This window comes from Nocardia sp. NPDC057663 (assembly GCF_042799895.1).
Lineage (GTDB): Bacteria > Actinomycetota > Actinomycetes > Mycobacteriales > Mycobacteriaceae > Nocardia.
Genome location: NZ_JBHVHX010000017.1, coordinates 106,527 through 126,053 on the forward strand (window position 1 = coordinate 106,527; position 19,527 = coordinate 126,053).

At 68.8% G+C, this 19,527-nt stretch carries 23 protein-coding genes and 1 tRNA gene; 15 read left to right on the plus strand and 9 right to left on the minus strand.

The annotated features are described in order from the left end of the window. The first annotated feature begins 42 nt into the window (after positions 1–42). From ACFVAV_RS27540 to ACFVAV_RS27550, 3 genes are read left to right on the plus strand one after another with little or no spacing between them, the layout of a single operon-like run. On the plus strand, positions 43–372 hold the full coding sequence (locus ACFVAV_RS27540) for an ArsR/SmtB family transcription factor (RefSeq protein ID WP_379038394.1): 330 nt from the start codon (positions 43–45) through the stop codon (positions 370–372). Then, entirely contained in the window at positions 372–1,043 is a 672-nt protein-coding gene (locus ACFVAV_RS27545) for a cation transporter (protein WP_379038396.1), read from the plus strand. The genes ACFVAV_RS27540 and ACFVAV_RS27545 overlap by 1 nt, the downstream gene beginning before the upstream one ends. Before the next feature lie 15 nt (positions 1,044–1,058). Further along, positions 1,059–1,682 (plus strand): methyltransferase family protein, encoded by a 624-nt coding sequence (locus tag ACFVAV_RS27550; RefSeq protein WP_379038398.1) that lies wholly within the window; start codon positions 1,059–1,061, stop codon positions 1,680–1,682. A 66-nt stretch (positions 1,683–1,748) separates the two neighbouring features. Here ACFVAV_RS27550 and ACFVAV_RS27555 read toward each other — a convergent pair whose 3' ends face one another. Genes ACFVAV_RS27555 through ACFVAV_RS27565 form a run of 3 tightly spaced genes read right to left on the minus strand, consistent with a single transcriptional unit; the run spans position 1,749 to position 3,733 of the window. Beyond that, positions 1,749–2,375: an MBL fold metallo-hydrolase gene (locus tag ACFVAV_RS27555; RefSeq protein WP_379038401.1), complete on the minus strand. Its 627-nt coding sequence runs from the start codon at positions 2,373–2,375 to the stop codon at positions 1,749–1,751. Then, a complete protein-coding gene (locus ACFVAV_RS27560; protein WP_379038403.1) occupies positions 2,372–3,457 on the minus strand; it encodes an S-(hydroxymethyl)mycothiol dehydrogenase in 1,086 nt (361 codons plus the stop codon). The genes ACFVAV_RS27555 and ACFVAV_RS27560 overlap by 4 nt, the downstream gene beginning before the upstream one ends. 57 nt (positions 3,458–3,514) lie before the next feature. Continuing rightward, positions 3,515–3,733, minus strand: a complete 219-nt coding sequence (locus tag ACFVAV_RS27565) for a three-helix bundle dimerization domain-containing protein (protein ID WP_379038404.1) — start codon at positions 3,731–3,733, stop codon at positions 3,515–3,517. Between the two features lie 137 nt (positions 3,734–3,870). Between ACFVAV_RS27565 and ACFVAV_RS27570 the strand changes: the two genes are divergently transcribed. Next, the gene (locus ACFVAV_RS27570) at positions 3,871–4,635 is read left to right on the plus strand and encodes an ankyrin repeat domain-containing protein (RefSeq protein WP_379038406.1); all 765 of its coding nucleotides are present in this window, start codon (positions 3,871–3,873) and stop codon (positions 4,633–4,635) included. Between the two features lie 50 nt (positions 4,636–4,685). Further along, the gene (locus ACFVAV_RS27575) at positions 4,686–5,606 is read left to right on the plus strand and encodes an alpha/beta fold hydrolase (protein WP_379038407.1); all 921 of its coding nucleotides are present in this window, start codon (positions 4,686–4,688) and stop codon (positions 5,604–5,606) included. Between the two features lie 55 nt (positions 5,607–5,661). On the opposite strand, the gene ACFVAV_RS27580 is transcribed toward ACFVAV_RS27575, so the two are convergent. Beyond that, positions 5,662–6,180: a hypothetical protein gene (locus ACFVAV_RS27580; RefSeq protein WP_379038408.1), complete on the minus strand. Its 519-nt coding sequence runs from the start codon at positions 6,178–6,180 to the stop codon at positions 5,662–5,664. 116 nt (positions 6,181–6,296) lie between these two features. On the opposite strand from ACFVAV_RS27580, the gene ACFVAV_RS27585 reads away from it, so the two are divergent. After that, positions 6,297–6,971, plus strand: coding sequence for a TetR/AcrR family transcriptional regulator C-terminal domain-containing protein (locus ACFVAV_RS27585; protein ID WP_379038409.1), 675 nt, complete (start codon positions 6,297–6,299; stop codon positions 6,969–6,971). 7 nt (positions 6,972–6,978) lie between these two features. Here the strand turns inward: ACFVAV_RS27585 and ACFVAV_RS27590 are convergent, their stop codons facing one another. Then, positions 6,979–7,632 carry a TetR/AcrR family transcriptional regulator gene (locus tag ACFVAV_RS27590; protein WP_379038410.1) on the minus strand — a complete coding sequence of 218 codons (654 nt, stop codon included), beginning with the start codon at positions 7,630–7,632 and terminating at the stop codon, positions 6,979–6,981. A gap of 162 nt (positions 7,633–7,794) precedes the next feature. Here ACFVAV_RS27590 and ACFVAV_RS27595 point away from each other — a divergent pair, with 162 nt between their 5' ends. Beyond that, positions 7,795–9,828: a CocE/NonD family hydrolase gene (locus ACFVAV_RS27595; protein ID WP_379038411.1), complete on the plus strand. Its 2,034-nt coding sequence runs from the start codon at positions 7,795–7,797 to the stop codon at positions 9,826–9,828. On the opposite strand, the gene ACFVAV_RS27600 is transcribed toward ACFVAV_RS27595, so the two are convergent. Continuing rightward, on the minus strand, positions 9,794–10,612 hold the full coding sequence (locus ACFVAV_RS27600) for a DUF72 domain-containing protein (protein WP_379038446.1): 819 nt from the start codon (positions 10,610–10,612) through the stop codon (positions 9,794–9,796). The two genes, ACFVAV_RS27595 and ACFVAV_RS27600, sit on opposite strands and share 35 nt — an antisense overlap. Before the next feature lie 116 nt (positions 10,613–10,728). Next, positions 10,729–11,061 carry a plasmid stabilization protein gene (locus ACFVAV_RS27605; RefSeq protein WP_379038412.1) on the minus strand — a complete coding sequence of 111 codons (333 nt, stop codon included), beginning with the start codon at positions 11,059–11,061 and terminating at the stop codon, positions 10,729–10,731. Between the two features lie 95 nt (positions 11,062–11,156). Here ACFVAV_RS27605 and ACFVAV_RS27610 point away from each other — a divergent pair, with 95 nt between their 5' ends. From ACFVAV_RS27610 to ACFVAV_RS27625, 4 genes are all read left to right on the plus strand, one after another. Beyond that, positions 11,157–11,855 (plus strand): rhomboid-like protein, encoded by a 699-nt coding sequence (locus tag ACFVAV_RS27610; protein ID WP_379038413.1) that lies wholly within the window; start codon positions 11,157–11,159, stop codon positions 11,853–11,855. Between the two features lie 107 nt (positions 11,856–11,962). Next, positions 11,963–12,865, plus strand: coding sequence for a metal-dependent hydrolase (locus tag ACFVAV_RS27615; protein WP_379038414.1), 903 nt, complete (start codon positions 11,963–11,965; stop codon positions 12,863–12,865). Next, positions 12,862–13,968: a PDR/VanB family oxidoreductase gene (locus ACFVAV_RS27620; RefSeq protein ID WP_379038415.1), complete on the plus strand. Its 1,107-nt coding sequence runs from the start codon at positions 12,862–12,864 to the stop codon at positions 13,966–13,968. The genes ACFVAV_RS27615 and ACFVAV_RS27620 overlap by 4 nt, the downstream gene beginning before the upstream one ends. Before the next feature lie 32 nt (positions 13,969–14,000). Continuing rightward, positions 14,001–15,773, plus strand: coding sequence for an SDR family oxidoreductase (locus ACFVAV_RS27625; protein WP_379038416.1), 1,773 nt, complete (start codon positions 14,001–14,003; stop codon positions 15,771–15,773). Positions 15,774–15,780: 7 nt separating this feature from the next. Here ACFVAV_RS27625 and ACFVAV_RS27630 read toward each other — a convergent pair whose 3' ends face one another. Further along, on the minus strand, positions 15,781–16,284 hold the full coding sequence (locus tag ACFVAV_RS27630; protein WP_379038417.1) for a hypothetical protein: 504 nt from the start codon (positions 16,282–16,284) through the stop codon (positions 15,781–15,783). Positions 16,285–16,358: 74 nt separating this feature from the next. Here ACFVAV_RS27630 and ACFVAV_RS27635 point away from each other — a divergent pair, with 74 nt between their 5' ends. Both ACFVAV_RS27635 and ACFVAV_RS27640 read left to right on the plus strand, forming a co-directional pair. Further along, positions 16,359–16,721: a hypothetical protein gene (locus tag ACFVAV_RS27635; protein WP_379038418.1), complete on the plus strand. Its 363-nt coding sequence runs from the start codon at positions 16,359–16,361 to the stop codon at positions 16,719–16,721. A 90-nt stretch (positions 16,722–16,811) separates the two neighbouring features. Then, the gene (locus ACFVAV_RS27640) at positions 16,812–17,816 is read left to right on the plus strand and encodes a zinc-binding dehydrogenase (RefSeq protein ID WP_379038419.1); all 1,005 of its coding nucleotides are present in this window, start codon (positions 16,812–16,814) and stop codon (positions 17,814–17,816) included. A gap of 190 nt (positions 17,817–18,006) precedes the next feature. On the opposite strand, the gene ACFVAV_RS27645 is transcribed toward ACFVAV_RS27640, so the two are convergent. Further along, positions 18,007–18,447: a nitroreductase family deazaflavin-dependent oxidoreductase gene (locus ACFVAV_RS27645; protein WP_379038420.1), complete on the minus strand. Its 441-nt coding sequence runs from the start codon at positions 18,445–18,447 to the stop codon at positions 18,007–18,009. 107 nt (positions 18,448–18,554) lie between these two features. On the opposite strand from ACFVAV_RS27645, the gene ACFVAV_RS27650 reads away from it, so the two are divergent. Together ACFVAV_RS27650 and ACFVAV_RS27655 are read left to right on the plus strand one after the other, a co-directional pair. After that, positions 18,555–18,628 (plus strand) — tRNA-Ile (locus ACFVAV_RS27650). A gap of 464 nt (positions 18,629–19,092) precedes the next feature. Continuing rightward, entirely contained in the window at positions 19,093–19,431 is a 339-nt protein-coding gene (locus ACFVAV_RS27655) for a hypothetical protein (protein WP_379038421.1), read from the plus strand. Positions 19,432–19,527 lie beyond the last annotated feature (96 nt).

Genomic DNA, 19,527 nt, shown 5'->3' on the forward strand with positions numbered 1-19,527 from the left:
ACAGAGGTTTCTGAATACAGAAATCTCTGTACAATAGGAACCATGGACACCGTGATGCACGGCGACGCCCTGTCCCGCTTCGGGTATGCGCTGTCGGACTCGACCCGGACGCAGATCCTGCTGAGCCTGCGAGCCGCGCCCGGGTATCCGTCGGAGCTGGCGGACAAGATCGGGGTGTCGCGGCAGATCCTGTCCAACCACCTGGCCTGTCTGCGTGGGTGTGGGCTGGTTGTCGCCGTTGCGGAAGGCCGGCGTAGCCGCTACGAGCTGGCCGATCCACGGATCGGCCGGGCGCTCGACGACCTCCTCGGCCTGGTGCTGGAAGTCGATCCGGCCTGCTGCCCGGCGGCCGCGACCGAGGAATGCTGCTGATGCCGGAAATCGGTGCGCCGCTGGTACTTCCGGATCGCCGCGAGGTGCTCGCCACCCGGATTCGCTGGCTGGTGGCCGCGACGATCAGCTACAACGTGATCGAGGCGATCATCGCGCTGACCGAGGGCACTCGGGTGTCCTCGTCGGCCTTGATCGGCTTCGGGCTCGACTCGGTGATCGAGGTGTCTTCCGCGGCCGCGGTGGCGTGGCAGTTCGCCGGCCGGGATCCGGAAGCCAGGGAGAAGGTCGCGCTGCGGATCATCGCGTTCTCGTTCTTCGCGCTGTCCGCCTACGTCACCATCGACTCGGTGCGCGCGCTGTTCGGGGTGGGGGAAGCTCGGCACTCCCCGGTCGGAATCGCCTTGGCGGCAGCGAGTCTGGTGATCATGCCGGTGCTGTCGGCGGCGCAGCGCCGAGCGGGCCGTGAACTCGGCTCGGCCTCGGCGGTCGCCGACTCGAAACAGACCTTGCTGTGTACCTACCTGTCCGCGGTACTGCTGGTCGGGCTGTTGCTCAATGCCCTGTTCGGCTGGTCGTGGGCCGACCCGATCGCCGCCCTGGTGATCGCGGTCATCGCCGTCAAAGAAGGTCGCGACGCGTGGCTGGGCGACACCTGCTGCGCGACAACGTCACTCGGCACGGTCGCGGCCTGCGACTGCTGCGACGACTGAGGAAAGGAACCGGCCATGGCTGTCTCGGCACTGGTCCTGTATGTGATCTTCGGCGCGCTCGGATTCGGTTGGCGCAGCTGGCGGCAATATCGAGCGACCGGCTCCACCGGGTTCCGCGGCATCAGCGGACGCCCCGGATCGCTGGAATGGATGGCCGGTGTCGGCTTCATCGTGGCGATCATCGTCGGGCTCGCCGCGGTGGCTCTGCAACTCGGCGGTGTCCTCACCCCGATCGACGCTCTCACCGCCGCGCCGGTCCAGACAGCCGGATTCGTCCTGGCGATCGCGGGCATCGGCGCGACCCTCTACGCGCAGAACGAGATGGGCGAATCCTGGCGCATCGGTGTCGACGCCAGTGAGACAACAACTTTGGTCCGCACCGGCGTGTTCGGCCTAGTGCGCAACCCGATCTTCACCGCCATGCTCGTCTTCGGCGCGGGGATCGCGTCGATCATCCCTAACGTCGTCGCGCTGGCGGCATTCCTGCTGCTCCTCGTGACGATCGAACTGCAGGTCAGGGTGGTCGAGGAGCCGTACCTGGCCAGGGTCCACGGCGCAGGCTATCGGGACTACTGCGCCACGACAGGCAGATTCGTGCCGGGAATAGGCCGATCGGCCGCGCAGAGCCGCGACTCCTGATTCGCGAACAAGATCACCAGGCTCGCCACCAGAGCCTGGTGATCAATTGTCCGGATCGCGGCGGCGTCAGTGGCCTCGGGCGATCCAGTCGGCGAGGGCGGGTTTCTCGGTGCCGATGGTGGTTGTGTCGCCGTGGCCGGTGTGAACGGTGGTCTCCTCGGGCAGCGCGAACAATCGGTCGCGGATCGAATCGATGATCGTGCCGAAATCGGAGAACGACCGGCCCGTGGCGCCCGGACCGCCCGCGAACAGGGTGTCACCGGTGAACAGCGCCGCGAGTTCGGGCAGGTGCAGCGAGACCGAGCCGGGGGAGTGGCCGGGGGTGTGCAGGAGGTCGATGTCGGTGCCCGCCACCGTGATCCGGGCGGTGTCGGCCAGCGAGCGGTAGGCCGCGGTGGGATGGGTCATCCGCCACAGCGGCTCGTCGCCGGGATGGAGCAGGACGGGAGCGTCGAGTCGCTCGGCGAGTTCGGGCGCGACGGTCACGTGGTCGTTGTGACCGTGCGTGCACAGGATCGCGGTGACGTGCCGGGAGCCGACCGCGGCGGCGATGGTGTCGGCATCGTGGGCGGCGTCGACGATCAGTACCTCGTCGTCGTCGCCGATCAGCCACACATTGTTGTCGACCTCCCAGGTCCCGCCGTCGAGCGCGAAAACGCCTGAGGTGACGACCTTCTCGATGCGGGCGCTCACCAGACCACCACCGAACGCAGCACCCGGCCCTCACCCATGGCGGTGAACGCCTGCTCGACCTCGTCGATAGCGATGCGCTCGGTGACGAAGCGGTCCAGCGGCAGCCTGCCCTGGCGATACAGGTCGATGAGCATCGGGAAGTCGCGTTCGGGCAGGCAGTCGCCGTACCAGGACGACTTCAGGGAGCCGCCGTGCGAGAACAGATCGATCAGCGGCATCTCGAGCTTCATGTCCGGCGTCGGGACGCCGACGAGCACTACGGTGCCCGCGAGGTCGCGACCGTAGAACGCCTGCTGCCAGGTTTCGGGCCTGCCGACCGCGTCGATCACGACATCGGCGCCGAAACCGCCGGTGAGCTCCTTGATCTGCTCGACCACGTCACCGGTGCTCGCGTCGATGGTGTGGGTCGCGCCGAAATCCTTCGCCCACTCCAGCTTTCGCGGGTCACGGTCGATCGCGATGATCGTGCCCGCCCCGGCCAGGCTGGCGCCCGCGACGGCAGCGTCGCCGACACCGCCGCAGCCGATCACCGCGACGCTGTCGCCGCGCGAGACCGCGCCGGTGTTCACGGCGGCGCCGATTCCGGCCATCACGCCGCAGCCGAGCAGGCCCGCCACCGCGGGGTCGGTCTCGGGATCGATGACGGTGCACTGCTTCTCGTGCACGAGCGTCTTGTCCGCGAACGCGCCGATGCCGAGCGCGGGGGTCAGCGGGGTGCCGTCGGTGAGCGTCATGGGGACGCTCGCGTTGTGGGTGTCGAAGCAGTACCAGGGGCGGCCGCGCCGGCATGCCCGGCATTCGCCGCAGACCGCGCGCCAGTTCAGCACCACCACATCGCCCTCGGCCACGTGGGTGACCGCGGCGCCGACGGTCTCGACGACACCGGCCGCCTCGTGACCGAGCAGGAACGGGAACTCGTCGTTGATCCCGCCCTGGCGGTAGTGCAGGTCGGTGTGGCAGACCCCGCAGGCCTGGACACGGACGATCACATCGTGCGGCCCCGGATCGGGGATCACGATGTCGACCGTTTCGACGGGGGCGTCCTGCGCGCGGGCGATGACTCCACGGACGGTCTCGGGCATGCGGAACTCCTCAGTGTCGGCGAATTCTCCGCCAACGCTAGCGGTCCCGCGGCGCGATCAGTCCGGGATGGGTGGGATCCCGCCGGTCGGCGTGCCCAGCTCTGCACGCACATGATGCTCGACGAGCAGCGGAACGAAGTCGCGGACGTGCACCTTCGCGAAGTGGTCGTAGGTGTGCCGGACGATGTCGGCGATCTCGGCGGGGGCGATCGTGGGGTAACGGATGGTCAACCGTTCGATGACCTCGTCGAGTCGCTGATCCTCGTGAGTAGTCATATCTCAGGGTTGCCCGGGGAGCCGGGTTGGTCAACCAGCTCGTCATAGACGGTGTCGATGGCGGCGATCGGCACTGCGTCCTGGACGCGGTGGGACCCGGTGGGCACGGTGGAGGAGACCTGACCAGAGGAGAAACCATGAATCCGGTTCGCCCGACAGTGCGTGGCACCAGCATGCTCGCGCTCGCGGTGCTCGCGGTGGGTATCGGCGCCTGCTCCGCCGACCCGGACGTGCCGCCCGCCGCCGAAGCCTCGGCGACCACCGAGGTATCCGCGCAGGCCGCCCCGGCGCCGCAGACCACCCGGCAGCTCGATCACCGTCTCGACGACGAACTGTTCGCCGCCGCCGCGGACAACGACGCGGCCCGGGTGCGTGACCTGATCGCGCGCGGCGCCGATCTGGAGACGCGCGGCGACAAGGGACGCACCCCGCTGGTCGCGGCGACCAAGAACCGGGCGAGTGCGGCCGCGGTGGCGTTGATCGACGCGGGCGCCGAGGTGAACGCCAAGGACGACCTGCAGGACTCCGCGTACCTGTACGCGGGCGCGGAGGGCTTCGACGAGATCCTCGAGCCGGCCCTGCGGCACGGCGCCGACCTGCGCAGTGTCAACCGGTACGGCGGCACCGCGCTCATCCCGGCGAGCGAGCACGGGCACGTGAGCACCGTGCGCATGCTGATCGCAGCCGGCGTCGACGTCGATCACGTCAACAAGCCGCAGTGGACCGCACTGCAGGAGGCGATCGTCTACGGCGACGGCTCGCAGCGCTATCAGGAAACCGTCACCGCACTGCTCGCGGCCGGCGCCGATCCGCAGATCCGCGACGCGGACGGCCGCACCGCACTGCAGAACGCCGAACGCCTCGACCAGGACGCGATCGTCGCCCTGCTACGCGGACGCTGATTCGCGCGGGTGCACCACGTGGCCCAGGTGCGCGGACTACGCTCGGCGGCATGGCCGAGGACGAGTTCTTCCTGGATCCCACGATCGGTCGACCCGCGGACAAGGTCGGGTACTTCACCGACCAGGCGAGCTTCCACCGGTTCGCCGCCGCCTACCGCGCCGGCATGGCGGAACTACCGAAGCCCGACGCGATGGCGGCGGTGCCGACCTCGTTCGGGCAGGTACGCGCTTACCGGTTCGGCCCCAGCGGTGGCACGCCGGTGGTCCTGCTGTCCGGCCGACAGGCATCGACCCCGATGTGGGCCACCAACCTGCCCGGCTTGCGGGCGCGGCACACCGTCTGGTCGGTGGACAGCGTCGGCGAGCCGGGCGCGAGCGGCCAGACCAGGGAGCTGATCGACGGACTCGATCAGGCCACCTGGGTCTCCGAAACCATTGCCGGACTGGGTGTTCCACGCGCCCATCTGCTCGGTGTGAGCATCGGCGCGAACCTGGCCGTGCAGACCGCCATGCACCGCCCCGACTGCGTAGCCTCGATCACCCTGCTCGATCCGGCGAACACCTTCGCCCGGTTGAGCTGGAAGATGATCATCGTCTCGCTGGGCAGCGCCATCCCTGCGATGCCGGGGCGCCTGCGCAATCGCCTGCTCAGCTGGATCTCCGGCGGTGCCCCCGTCGACGAATCGGTCCCCGAGGGCAGGCTGATCGCCTCCGGCATGAAGGACTACCGCGACGCCCAGCCGCTGCTGCCGCGCCCGACCGAGGAAGAACTGGGCGAGCTCGCCGTGCCGGTGCTGGCCGTGTTCGCCGGTCGCAGCATCGTGCACGACGCGACCGAGGCCGCGGCCACCGCCCGGCTGATCCCCGGTGCCCAGGTCGAGGTGTGGCCGGACGCCTCGCACGCCATCAACGGCGAATACCCCGACCGCATCGCCGCGCGGTTCGCCGAGTTCACGGCCGGGATCGGCTGACGGACTCCGCGCACGACGAAGCCCCGGCCGGAACCGGGGCTTCGGGGAGGGGATCTCAGCCGAGGACCGACAGCGCCAGTCCGACGACGGCACCACCGAAAACCACTGTGTTGCGGACCTTCTGGAGAGTCCAGGTCCAGGCCGGGAACCCGGCTTCGGCGCGGTCGAGCAGGGCGGGCACGTCGATCCGCGCCAGCTCGGAATCGCCGGTGCGGGCGAAGGCGGCCGTCACCGACCGCACCGCGGTGTGGTTGCTGTAGACGATCACGCAGTTGCCGAGGAACACCAGGGCCAGCACCACCCAGCTCACCGGGCGGGCGATGTCGAGGCCGGCCAGGTTCAGCCCGGCCGCGGTGAGCATGATCGCGGCGACGCTCAGCGGGGCTGCGCTCTCGTGTCCGCTGGCGTCGAAGCGCATGCCGTGTTCGTGCAGCGCCGTGGTGCGCACGCCCTGGCGCGACAGCTCGGCCTGCGCGGTCGCCATGGCGGCCTTGCCGTAGCGGTGGCGGACGATCGGCATGCTCACGAAGGCGGCGGCGATGGCGATCTCGATGGCGGCGAGGAGGGTGTTCATGGGGTGCTCCGATCCGACTTGAACTAAGTGCAAGAACCATAGCTCGCGACTTGAACTAAGTGCAAGTGATGTCTTGAACTTTGTGAAAGTCGGCGGCGCGCGCCTATCGTGGCGACATGGCACGCGACACCTTGACCAGGGAACAGATCGTCGGCGCGGCGATCGAACTGCTCGACGAGGAAGGCCTCGACGGCCTGAACATGCGCAGCCTCGGCCAGCGCCTGGACTCCGCCGCGACCGCCATGTACTGGCACGTGAAGAACAAGGACAACCTGGTGCGCCTGGCCGTCGACGAGGTGTGGGGCGAGATCGACCTGCCCGACCCGGATGCCGCCGACTGGCGTGCGGCGGCCGAGACGATGGCCACCGGGATGTACGAGGCGCTGGCCAGGCACCCCTGGCTCGTGCAGGCGCAGGCGAGTCATCTGCTCTACGGCCCCAACAAATCCCGGCACGACGAGAACGCGCTGGCGATCTTCGAGTCCGCCGGATTCGACGACGGCGATGCCGACCGCGCCGTCACCGCGATCTTCCTGTTCGTCCTCGGTAACGCGACCGGTCCCGCCGCCAACGTCTCCCTGCGCAGACGGCTGAGCAAAGGCGGTGCCGACCCGGAAGCGCAACTGGCGCAAGCGATGACCGAGGCGACCGAGATCGCGGGCACGTTCCCCCGGCTGCGCGCCCGGATCGAGCGTGCCGCGGGCACCGGCTACAACGCCGCGCCCGACAGCAGCTTCCGGTTCGGTCTCACCGCCCTGCTCGACGGCATCGGCGCACGGAAAGCGCTCTAGCGCACCGCTATTCGGTGACCGATCCGATCCGCTCCAGCACGGCGGTCACCACGAGGAATCCGCTGTCGACGACGTCTTCCAGCGGCTGGCGGTAGTCGTCGAGCACCCATTTCTGGGCGATGATCAGGATCGCGCCGACCAGCCCGAGAACCACCATCCGCACGCTCACGGCGGGATGGTTGTCCAGGTCCACATACGGCGTCAGCAGGGCCATGCAGATGTCGATCAGGGCGTCGAGCACATCGTGATAGGCGCGGTCGACGGTCGGGCTCACGCCGAGGATCTCGAAGAAGGCGATCCTCGGCACTCGCGGGTCGTCGCGGATGAGCTGGAAGTACGCCGTCAGCGCGCTGCGCACCCTGGTGGCGATCTCGGCGTCGACGTCGCCGATGCCGACATGGATCGCCTCGAGCATCCGCGCGGCCACCTCGCGATACACCTCGAGCAGCAAATCCTCGCTGTCGGTGAAGGATTCGTAGAAGTACCGCTTGCCGACGCCGGCGGCGGCGCAGATGGTGGTGACCGTGGTGTTGCGGTAGCCGTCGGTGCCGAACGCCTCGGTCGCCGCGTCGATCAGCCGGGCGCGGCGCTCCTGCTGACGCTGCCCCGGAGCGGCGCCGCGGTATCTGCGTCCGTCGGCATCGAGTTCGGGCGCGTTCACATCGTCGATTCTGTCAGGTGGCCCGAGGTGGTCGGCGCGGCGGCTGGTCGGTGCGAGGGGTGGGCCGGGAACATGTTCTTGCGATCGAACGTGACGCAGGCTACGTTACTTCCCGGTACGGGAACGTCGTGGTTCCCGATGGTGGAGGGCTGAGACCGAAGCATGATCAAACATCGAGGGCGACTAGCCGCGCTGGTCGCATCTGTCGTCGTGTTCGCGGGGGCGGTCGCGTCGGCGCCGGTGGGCCAGGCATTGCCGGCCACCGACGGGCTGGACGCGCAGTTCGTCGCCACCCACAACGGGCCGCAGCAATACCCGAACGTCTTCATCGAATGGGACGTGCCGATCACCATGAGTGACGGAACGGTATTGAAAGCCAACGTCTATCACCCGGCGGGTGCCGACGGTCAGCCGATCACCGAGCCGACGCCGACGATCGTCAACATGACGCCGTACACGAAGCTGGTGTCCAACATCGCCGACTCGACGCTTGCCGTGCCGGGCCTGTCGGAGCTGCTGATGCCGGTCCTGCAGAACCTGGACTTCTCGCCGTTCGGCTTCAGCAGCCTCAGCGACATGATGAAGGCGCTGCCCGGCGGCGCCGCCCGCACCTTCGGCGTCGACCGGAACCTGATCCGCGGCGGCTACACCCAGGTGGTCGTCGACGTGCGCGGCACCGGTTTCTCGCAGGGCACCTGGCAGGTGTTCGGCGAACGCGAACAGCTCGACGGCGTCGAGGTCGTCGACTGGGCGGCCGAGCAGCGCTGGTCCGACGGCAAGATCGGGATGAGCGGCATCTCCTACTCGGGGATCAACCAGCTGCACACCGCGCAGCGTCAGCCCGAGGCGCTCAAGGCGATCTTCCCGATCGTGCCGGGCAGCGACCTGATCCGCGATGTCGCCGCTCCCGGTGGCGCGCTCGGCATCGGCTTCATCCCGGCCTGGCTGCTCGCCGTCGACGGGTCCAAACTGCTGCCGGACCTGGTGTCGATTCTGACCGGCAAGTTCGACTGGACCTGGCTGGGCGACCGGCTGCGTGACCCGTTCACCTTCTTCAATGTGCTCATCGCCGCGCTGACCACCCCGAGCGTGGACCAGATCCCGCCGGAGATGGCCGCGATCCTCGACGATCAGAGCCCGCTGCGGACGGCCTGGGTCGGTGCGCCGGATCAGGTGCGGGTGCCGACCTTCCTCTACGGCGGCTGGCACGACATCTTCACCTACTCGACCCCGCGCATCTACAACGCCGTCGATGTGCCCGCCGAGCAGAAGAAGCTCGTCATGGGCAACGTCTATCACGTGACCGTGAGCTCGGGCCTGGGTCAGGCCGGTGCGCCCGCGCCGCTGGAATCGCTGCAGCGCGCGTGGTTCGACAAGTGGCTCAAGGGCATCGACAACGGCATCGACCGCTACGAGCCGGTCACCCTGTGGCAGCAGGGCAGCGAGCAGTGGACCACCGACGTCGCGTTCCCGCGGCCGGGCATGCAGCACCGGCGGCTGTACCTCGACGGCGCGTCCTCGGGAACCGCGCCCGGCAGCAGGCACGACGGCAGCCTGGTCACCGCACCCGGTGCCGCCCAGCGGGTTTCGGTCGACCCGAGCTTGACCACCATCTGCTCGCGCGATGCCGCCCAGGGTACGGCCGGTCTGATTCCGCTGCCCGATGTCTGCGCCAAGGACGCCAGGATCAGTGAAGGCGCCGCGCTGACCTTCACCACCGCTCCGGTGACCCAGCCGACCCGGATCTCCGGCTCGATCGCGGCGCATCTGAACACCGTGCTCGACGCGACCGACGGCTACTGGACGGTGACGGTGAACGACGTTGCGCCCGACGGTCGTTCGACCGTCTGGTCGCAGGGTCAGCTGGTGGCCTCGCTGCGCGCGGTCGACGACGGCAAGTCGACGCGCTCGCCCAACGGCGACTACACCGATCCGTACCCGATTCTCACCCTGGCCACCCGTCAGCCGGTCGTGCCGGGCGAGCCGACCACGATCGACATCGGCATCCGGGCCACCGACGGTGTCCTGCTGCCGGGTCACCGCCTGCGCGTCGACGTGTTCGCGAGCAACTTCCCCAGCGGAATCCCGTTGCGGCCGTTGCTGAACGAGAGCGGCCTGCGGACCCAGCACCTCGAACTCGACCCGGCCCGCCCGAGCTGGATCAACGTTCCGATGGACGTCGACCCGGGCTGGTGATCCGGATGTCCGCCGTGCCCGGGGCCCGCGCGGCCCCGGGCACGCGGGTGACGCGCGCGCCCGCCCCGTCCGCGAGGTGGGCGAAGGTGATCGCGTCGCGGACGGCCGCGCCACCGGGATCGTTGTTGAAGTAGACGTGGATGTCGGCGGCACCGGGCCAGGTGTCGAGCAGCCGGTGCACCCAGCTGTCCAGCGCGCGGCGACCGTAGTGCGGCGCCGGGTGCGCGCGGCCCGCGTGCAGGCGCAGGTAGGCCCAGTCGGTGGTGCGCCAGAGCGGGGTGATCGGGCGGGAGTCGCGATCGGCCCAGGCCAGTGCGGCGTGCCGGGATTCCAGCACCGCGCGGATGTCGTCGGTCCACCACGATTCGTGCCGGGGCTCCACCGCGACCCGCACCGAGGCGGGGAAGCAGCGCAGGCAGTCGTCGAGCAGCGTGGCATCCGCGCGCAGGGTCGGCGGTAGTTGCAGCAGGATCGGGCCGAGTTGCTTGCCGAGTCCGTCGGCCCGGTCGAGCAGGCGCCGCACGGGTTCCTCGGGTTCGCGCAGCCGCTTGATGTGGGTGAGGAAGCGGCTGGCCTTCACCGCCACCAGAAAGTCCGGCGGTGTCCGCTCCCGCCACGCGGCGAAGGTCTCCCGGCTCGGCAGCCGGTAGAAGGCATTGTTCGATTCGACCGTGCCGAACGCGTCGGCGTAGTGCTCGAGCCAGCATCGCATCGGCAGACCGTCCGGATACAGCACGCCACGCCAGTCGCGGTACTGCCAGCCGGAGGTGCCGACCCGGATCACCGTGCTCACCTGCCCGTTTCGTCGACGCGATGTCAGCCGCTCATCTCGATGAGGTCGAAGCCCACTGCCTCGGCGGCCAGTTCGAATCCGATCTGCATCGCGAACCTTCGAGGATGTCAGTCGCGACCGAGGGCGTGGGCCAGTTCCTGCTTGTTCATCTTCGAGCGACCGTCGATATTGCGGCGCCGGGCCTCCTCGTAGAGCTGGTCGCGAGTCAGGCCGCGCGGACCTTTGCGGTGGGATCGCTGGCCGCCGCGGCGCTGGGGTGAGGTGTCGGTGCGGGAGAGCTTGCTCGACCGCTCGGCCTCCCCGGACTGTGCGCGCGTCTTGTTGACCGTGCGCGCCGCGATCTCCTCGGCCCTGTCCTCGCCGACGCCGCGCTCCTGCTGCGATTCCTTGATGTGCTTGTACTGCCGTTCGCGCTTGTTACTCCATGCTTGCTGCGGCATAGCTACACCTCCGCGTCTCGATCGGGTGTTTCTGTTTGCCGACTACCCGGGCTTCGCACGTGGAAACGGCAGCGGAGTCCGGCACACTGGCGAAGGTGAGCGCATCGGGCAGCGGGCGGGCACGAGCCGGCGCGGCGGCGGCCGGGATCTGGGGGTGGCTGCGCAGCGCGCCGGGGACGTATCTGTGGCTGGCCTCGCTGGCGGTGACGACCGTCGTCATCCATCGCCTCACGCCCGAGGAGGCCAGGGTCTGGCTCGGGCACCGGTCGACCAATCTGCACCACCTCGGCGAGGACCCCCTCCGGGTGCTGATCGGCAGCGCGTTCTGGACCGACGGCGGCGGCTGGCTCGGCTACGCGGTGCTGTTCACGATCTTCCACGCCAATGCCGAGCGCTGGCTCGGCACGCTGCGCTGGCTGGTGGTCGCCGTGCTCGCGCACGTGGGCGCCACCTATCTCAGCGAAGGTGTGCTGCTGTGGGCGATCCGCAACGACGACGCGCCGGAGCGGGCGGTGTACACCCTCGACGTCGGCGTCAGCTACGCGCTGGCCGGTGTCGCCGCCGTGCTGGCCTACCGGCTGGTGCGGCCGTGGCGCTGGCTGTACGTCCTCGGTGTGTTCGCCGTGGTGATCCCACCGATCCTGCTGAGCCAGACCTTCACCGATATCGGGCACGCGAGCGCCGCCGTCATCGGCTTCGCGTGCTACCCGCTGACGCGGGGACGCGGCGGGGCCTGGGACCCGGGTGTACTGCTGCGCCGGCTTCGTCGCCGGGCCAAAACGCCACGTAATTAGGTGTTACTTCAAATACTACTTACATGTATTATTGCGGTACCGCACGACCGGCGCACCGTAGCGCCTGGTGCTCGAAGGAGTATCGCGCGGGAGGACGAGGAGTACCGATGAAGTTACTTCGCCGGGCAGCACGGCGACCGGAGGTAGATCCCGGCAAGGTCGCTCTGCACGCCCGCAACGTGACCTTCGACTGGTCGGGCGTCGACCTGCAGTGGATGTCGGCCGAACCGTACGCGTCGCACCTGATCAGCGCGCTGAACATGCTGCTGCCCGAGGGCGAGCGCATGTTCATCGTGACCTACCGCGAGGCACTGGCCTACGTGAAGGACGAGAAGCTGCGCGAGGACATGCTCGGCTTCATCGGGCAGGAATCGATGCACGCGGAGACCCACGAGAAGGTCCTGCGGGACGTGCTCACCGCCAACGGCATCGACGCGAGTCCCTATGTGCGGCAGATGGAATACCTGTTCCGCAAGACGCTGGGCCCCCGCGGCGGCGACGACCGCGCCGGACGGCAGATGCTGATCGAACGCCTCGCGTTCATCGCCTGCCTCGAGCACTTCTTCGCCTGGCTCGGCGACTGGGTGATCAACGCCGACCTCGAGAAGTTCGGTGCCGACCCGCGCATGGCCGACCTGTTCCGCTGGCACGGCGCCGAGGAAGTCGAGCATCGCAACGTCGCCCACGATGTCGCCGAGTACTTCGGTGTCGGCTACGTGCGCCGGTGCGCCTCGATGGTGCTGGTGTTCCCCATCTTCATCGCCCTGGTGGTGCGTGGCGCGAAGTTCCTGGTACAGCAGGATCCGCGGCTGCCCGATCACGGCTATCCGCGGGTCATCGCCGCGATCCTGGCCGCGATGTGGCGCGGTGCGCTCCCCGGCATCCCGTCGCTGCTGATCAGCGCGCTGTCGACCTTCCAGCCCGGCTACAGCCCGGAGAATGTCGGCTCGACCGCGCAGGCCGTCGCCTACCTCGCGCAGTCGCCTGCCGCGCGGGCGGCGGCTTCGTGACAGTGCGCGACGTACCCGAGACGCTGCCGGGCGACCTCTACGGCAAGCACCGCCACGATCCCAGCACCAGGGTGCTGCACGCGATCGCGACGGCCCGGCTGGGCTGGAGCGCCCTGGTCAACCGCCGCGATGTGCGCCCGCGTGTCGACGATCGCCGGTTCCCGGTGGTCGTCACCGAGCGCCGGATCGTCGCGCACGACCAGGACGTGGTGAGCTTGCGACTGGAGGCGCCGGACGGCGGGGAGTTGCCCGCGTGGCGGCCCGGCGCGCACCTGGATCTCGAGCTCCCCTCGGGCCGGCTCCGTCAGTACTCGCTGTGCGGTGACCCCGCCGACACGCGGGCCTACCGGATTGCGGTGCGCCGCATCCCCGAGGGCGGCGGCGGTTCGCTCGAGGTGCACGACGAACTGCCGGTGGGCAGCCGATTCGTGGTCCGCGGCCCGCGCAACGCCTTCCCGTTCGCGGTGCCCGGCCACGGCTCGCCCGCGCAGCGACTGCATTTCGTCGCGGGCGGCATCGGCATCACCCCGATCCTGCCGATGGCGCGGCTCGCGCACCGGCTCGGCGTGCCGTGGACGATGGTCTACGCCGGGCGCTCCCGCGACACCATCCCGTTCCTGGCCGAGCTGGAGAGCTTCGGCGAGCACGTGACCGTGCGCACCGACGACGAGCACGGCCTGCCCGATGCGGCGGCCCTGCTGCCCGGCGTCGGCGCGGGCACCGCCGTGTACTCGTGTGGCCCCACCCCGATGACCTCGGCGATCGTCGCCGCGGTCCGCACGATGCCCGACGTGGAACTGCATTTCGAACGGTTCTCGCCGCCGCCGATCGTCGACGGCACCGCGTTCGAGATCGAATTCGCCTCCACCGGTGCGGTAATCGAGGTGCCCGCCGACCGCAGCGCGCTCGATGCCATCCTCGAGACCCGCCCCGACCAGCCCTACTCGTGCAGGCAGGGCTTCTGCCGCACCTGCGTGGTGCGGGTACTGGCCGGTGCGCCCGACCATCGGGAAAACACACTCTCCGACGACGACCACGCCGCAGGCGAGATGCTCGCCTGCGTATCCCGTTCGCACGGTGAGCGATTGGTGCTCGACCTGTGAATTCGATTCCAGGACAAGGAGTCCGAAGAGATATGACCGTCGACACCACCCAGGCCGCGAACCGGCGCACCGTCCGCAACGGCGACTTCGAGCTCGCCGTGTTCGAATACGGCGACGCCGCGGCCGAGACCATCGTGCTCGTGCACGGCTGGCCCGACACCCATCACCTGTGGGACAAGGTGATTCCGCGGCTCGCCGAGCGCTTCCACGTGGTCGCCTACGACACCCGCGGCCACGGCGAATCCACCCGCACCCAGCGCACCGCCGACTTCCGGCTCGAGGAACTCTCGCGCGACTTCTACGCGGTCATCGACGCGGTGAGCCCCGACCGTCCCGTCCACGTGCTCGCCCACGACTGGGGTTCGGTGCAGGTGTGGGAGGCCGTGTGCGAGCCGCAGGCCACCGAGCGGATCGCCTCGTTCACCTCGGTGTCCGGACCGAACCTCGATCACCTGGCCGCCTGGACGCGCGATCGGCTCTCGCGGCCGACCCCGCGCAACATCTGGCAGCCGGTGACCCAGGCGCTGTCCTCGGCCTACACCGCGTTCTTCATGACCCCGGTGCTGCCGCGCGCCACCTTCAACGCCATCGGCACCGAGAAGGTGTGGCAGCGGGCCGTCGCCGTCATGAACGACACCGCGCCCGCCAATGTCGTGCTCGGCCCCACGTTCCGGCGTGACATGGTCGACGGACTGCTCATCTACCGCGCGAACATCGTCCAGCGCATGCTGTCGCCGCGCGAGCGCCGCACCGAGGTGCCGGTGCAGCTGATCGTGGCCGGACGAGACGTGGCCGTGCGCCCCGCAGGCTACGACGATTCCCACAAGTGGACTTCGCGCCTGTGGCGCCGTGATGTACCCGCCGGGCACTGGATGCCGTTCTCGCATCCGGAACTGCTGGCCACCGCCACCACCGAACTGATCGACGCGCTCGGCGGAGCGCAGGTGCCCCGCGGTCTCGCGCGCGCCGAGGTCGGCCGCAGCCGGAAGGAATTCGACCACAAGCTGGTCGTGATCACCGGCGGCGGCAGCGGCATCGGCCGCGAGACCGCGCTGGCCTTCGCCCGGCTCGGCGCCGAGGTGGTGGTCTCGGACGTGAACGAGAACGCGGCCAAGGAGACCGTCGAGCTCATCGTCGCCGAAGATGGTGTCGCGCATGCCTATTCGCTCGACGTGTCGAACGAGGACGCGGTGCGCGAGCACGCAGGCGAGGTGATCGCCACGCACGGGGTGCCCGACATCCTGATCAACAACGCCGGCGTCGGCCAGGCGGGCGGGTTCCTCGACACCCCGTCCGAGGAGTTCGACCGGGTGCTGCGGATCAACCTCGGCGGTGTGGTGAACGGCTGCCGTGCCTTCGGCGCCGCGATGGCCGAGCGCGGCCTCGGCGGGCACATCGTGAACCTGTCCAGCATGGCCGCCTACAGCCCGCAGCGGGACATGGCCGCCTATGCCACCAGCAAGTCGGCGGTGTTCATGTTCTCCGACTGCCTGCGCGCCGAACTGGCCGATCGCGGTATCGCGGTGTCGACCGTGTGCCCCGGCATCGTGCACACCAATATCGTTGCCACCACCCGTATCTCGGGCGTTTCCGCCGAGGACGAGGCGGCCACCCAGCGCAAGTTCGACAAGCTCTACGAGCGGCGCGGCTACACCCCCGACAAGGTCGCGGCGCAGATCGTGAAGGCGGTGCGCAGCGGCCGCGAGATCGTCCCGGTGACACCGGAATCGTGGGTGCAGTACCGGATCAACCGGATCGCGCCCGGCGCGGTGCGGTTCGCGGCTCGCCGGATGAAGCTGGTCTGACAGGCGGTCACGCCCGGCGCAGTTGCTCCTCCACGGCGGCGACGTGCCGGGCGTCCACGCCCCACGGATTCTCGACACCGACCTGGCGGTCGAGGTCCCACAGCACGCACTGCTCGTCCGGTCGCGCCACCAGCGACCAGGCGACCACGGTGCGGCCCAGCTGTTCGATCATCGACCCGTGGTCGGGTGCGCTGTCGCCCGCGCCGTCGGGGAAGTGATGCAGGAACCGGCCGTAGGCCTCGGTGCAGAACTTCGCGTACAGCTGGGTGCACAGGATGAACCCGTGCCAGGCCTCGTCGACCGCGTGCGAGGGCATGCCGATCACCTGGTCGTCGCGCATGGCCGCGCCGCAACACCGCAACCATTGGCGCAGACCGGTTTCCACGAGGTCGCGCGGCTGCCAGGGGCAGGTCTTGAAGATCGCGTCGGGGAAGTGCAGATCGGCGACCGTGCGGTCGACCGTGGTGAGGTCGATCGGTCGCGGACCGCGTCGGAGGAACGAAAGCGCCACGAATTCACTGTAAGCCCCCTGGGCGGTCGCCCGTAGGTGCTGCTGGGGACGGCCGGGGCGGCTAGCCTGCAGACATGCTTTCGATGCTGTTGATCGTGGTCGCGTTCCTGGTGATCGGTGTCGCGGTGCTGGTCACGACCATCGTGGTGCTGATCCGCAAGCTGAGCCCGCCCCGCAACAATCAGGGGTACGCCGATCAGAGCTGGCTGGCCGGGTCGGCGGGCAGTGCCGGACTGTTCGACGGGTCGCCGGGGCCGCACGGTCACGGATCGAGCTGTGGAGGTGGCTCGACCAGCGGCTGTGGCGGCGGCAGCAACAGCGGCTGTGGTGGCGGCTCATCGAGCAGCAGTAGCTGCGGTGGTGGGTCGAGCAGCAGTTGTGGTGGCGGGTCGAGCAGCAGCTGCGGTGGTGGCAGCAGTTGCGGTGGCGGTTCGTGATCATGTGATCCACGCCGCACCGCTCTTGACCTGAACTCCGCTCGAGGTTCCATGCTGGACGCGTCCCGTGAACACCACGAAGGAGTCGCGATGCGTGCAGTGCAGGTCAAGGAATTCGGTGGTCCCGAAGTGCTCGAGGTGCGGGAATTCCCTGCGCCGCAACCGGGTCCGGCCGAGGTGGTCGTCGATGTCGAGGTCGCCGACGTGATGTTCCTCGACACCCGGCTGCGCAGCGGCTGGGGCCAGGAGTACTTCTCGCTGAGCCTGCCGTATGTGCCCGGCGGCGCGATCGGCGGTGTCGTCTCCGCGGTCGGCGCCGAGGTCGATCCCGGCTGGCTCGGCCAGCGCGTGGTCACCCAGACCGCCGCCAGCGGCATCGGCGGCGGCGTACCGACCGGCGGCTATGCCGAGAAGTCGCTCGCCAAGGCCGCCACGCTGGTCGAGATCGCCGACGGGCTGAGTACCCAGCAGGCCGTCGCGCTCGCCCACGACGGTCGCACCGCGCTGGCGGCGTTCGATCGTGCTGCCGTCCAACCGGATTCGTGGGTCCTGATCACCGCGGCCGCAGGCGGGCTCGGCACCCTGCTCATCCAGCTGTCGGTGGCAGCGGGTGCCAAGGTGGTCGCGGCGGCGCGTGGAGCAGGCAAGCTCGCCCTCGCGCAACGGCTCGGCGCGACCGCTGTCGTCGACTACTCGGTCGGCGACTGGGAGCAGCAGGTCCGCGAGATCACCGGTGGGGGAGCCGATGTCGTCTTCGACGGCACGGGTGGGGCCATCGGCGGCCTGGCACTGACGGCCGCGGCCGACAAGGGCATCTTCCTCGGATATGGTTCCGCGGCAGGAGAATTCGCGACGGTCGACGCCGATGCCGCTGCCGCCCGGGGTGTCACGGTACTCGGACTGTTCGACATCGCAGCCGGTGAGATCGACTGGTCGGCTCTCGCCCGGCGCGCGCAGGCCGACGTCGTCGCCGGGAGGCTGGAAGTGGTTGTCGGGCAGACGTTTCCGATTGACCAGGTCGAACAGGCACATTCGGCGATCGAGAGCCGATCGGCGCTCGGTCGTACCCTGTTGACGATCGGCGCGTCATTGTAACTCATGGTGCGCCGCAACGGAATACGCTATAAGTTCATACTGTGCAGGGAATTATTGTCATCGCGGTGATAGTTGCGGTTCTCTTGTTGGTAGGCGGGGTGATCAAGCTGGCCAGCCACCCGGGGAGCAGTATGGAGCGGCGTGACCGCGAGGAGCGGGCACGCGAACGCCAGCCGAAGACCGAAAAGGCTTAGCCTGCCTCGGTTTTCGGCTGTAGAACCACCACGGCGATCGGTCGCCGCGTCTTCGTCTGATAGCCGCGGTACCGGTCGCCGTTGACTGCGTTCACCAGCTCCCATCGCCGGGCGTAGTCCGGATCGTCCGGGTAGGTCGCCCGCGCTGTCACCGCGATCTTGCGCGTCCCCACCTGGATCGCGCACTCGGGCTGCGCCTTCACATTCGCCAGCCACCCCGGCGGTCGCGGCGACCCGCCGTTCGACGCGGTCACCAGGAAGTCCGCGCCGTCCTTGGCGTAGGTCAACGCCGAGGTCCGCGCCTGCCCGGTCTTGCGCCCCACCGTCCGCAACAACAAGGTCGGATTCCCGAACAGCAACCGGTGCCCCACCAGCCCACCACTGTGCTCGTACACCCACTGATGCCCCCGCAGAACCTGAACAAAGATGTCGGCCATGCCCCCATCCTCGCCCGCCCGTCCCCGCCCCGCCACCTGGCTCGCCGAGTGGTCAACCTCGCACCCCACCGGGTACCATGCGACTCGTTCGCGGACACCCGCGACCAGGGGCGGTAGCTCAGTCGGTTAGAGCCGCGGACTCATAATCCGCTGGTCGTGGGTTCGAGCCCCACCCGCCCCACTTTCCCCCTCTGACCTGCGAATATCTTGGCAATCTACAGCCGAGTTGGTTCAGTACAGTGCATGTGCACCAAGAGATTATTGACCTCCCATGGGGCCCATGGGAGGCATTGATTTCGACGACATACGTGAGCTGAAGGACGACCGCATACGTTCGATTGACCATTCCGTCGCGTGACCGCTGACGTCGGGTCGGCGCCTGTGGCCGACCACTAGATCTGTCATCTGATCAGTACATCTGTCACCGAGAACGCGCGGGCCATGCGGCATAGCGGATGTTTGATTATCGAGGGGTTCTTTGCTGTGGGGTGGCGGTGAGGGAACATGGACGTGCGGTGCGGTGAGCGCCGCGGTCTCTTTCGATTGTGTTCCGCGATCTACTTCCGCTAATCCAGGAGGACGAAGATCATGGTGACTATTCGGAACTACCGACGCCCTGCCCTCATCACGAGTGTTTTCGGAGCGATGGGGCTGGCCGTTGTCTCGGCCGCTGCCCCCGCTCTCGCCGACAACACCATCAACATCACCGGCGTCGGTCCCGCCAGCGTAGGGGTCGACTACAGCTGCGAGGCCTCGGCCGGAGTGGTCGGCATCAAGGCGATGGTGGGCGATCCCAGGGCAGAAAGTCCGTCGGCCACCGGCACGCAGGACACCGTCACATGCGACGGAGCCCAACATGCCGCCGTGGTCGTCCTGGACGGACTGCCGTTGTCGAAGGGGCAGCAGGTGCAGGTGCGGGTCGCGCTGGTCGATCGCGACGACACTGTCGCTTCCGGGCAGGCCAACGTGTTCACACTGGGGTAGCGACCCCTACCCGGCGCCATCGGCGCGTTGCGGCGCGCGGGCCTGGGTGGTCGGCTCTCTACACATCCAGGCTGTCGCATTGTGGCGCCAGCCTGG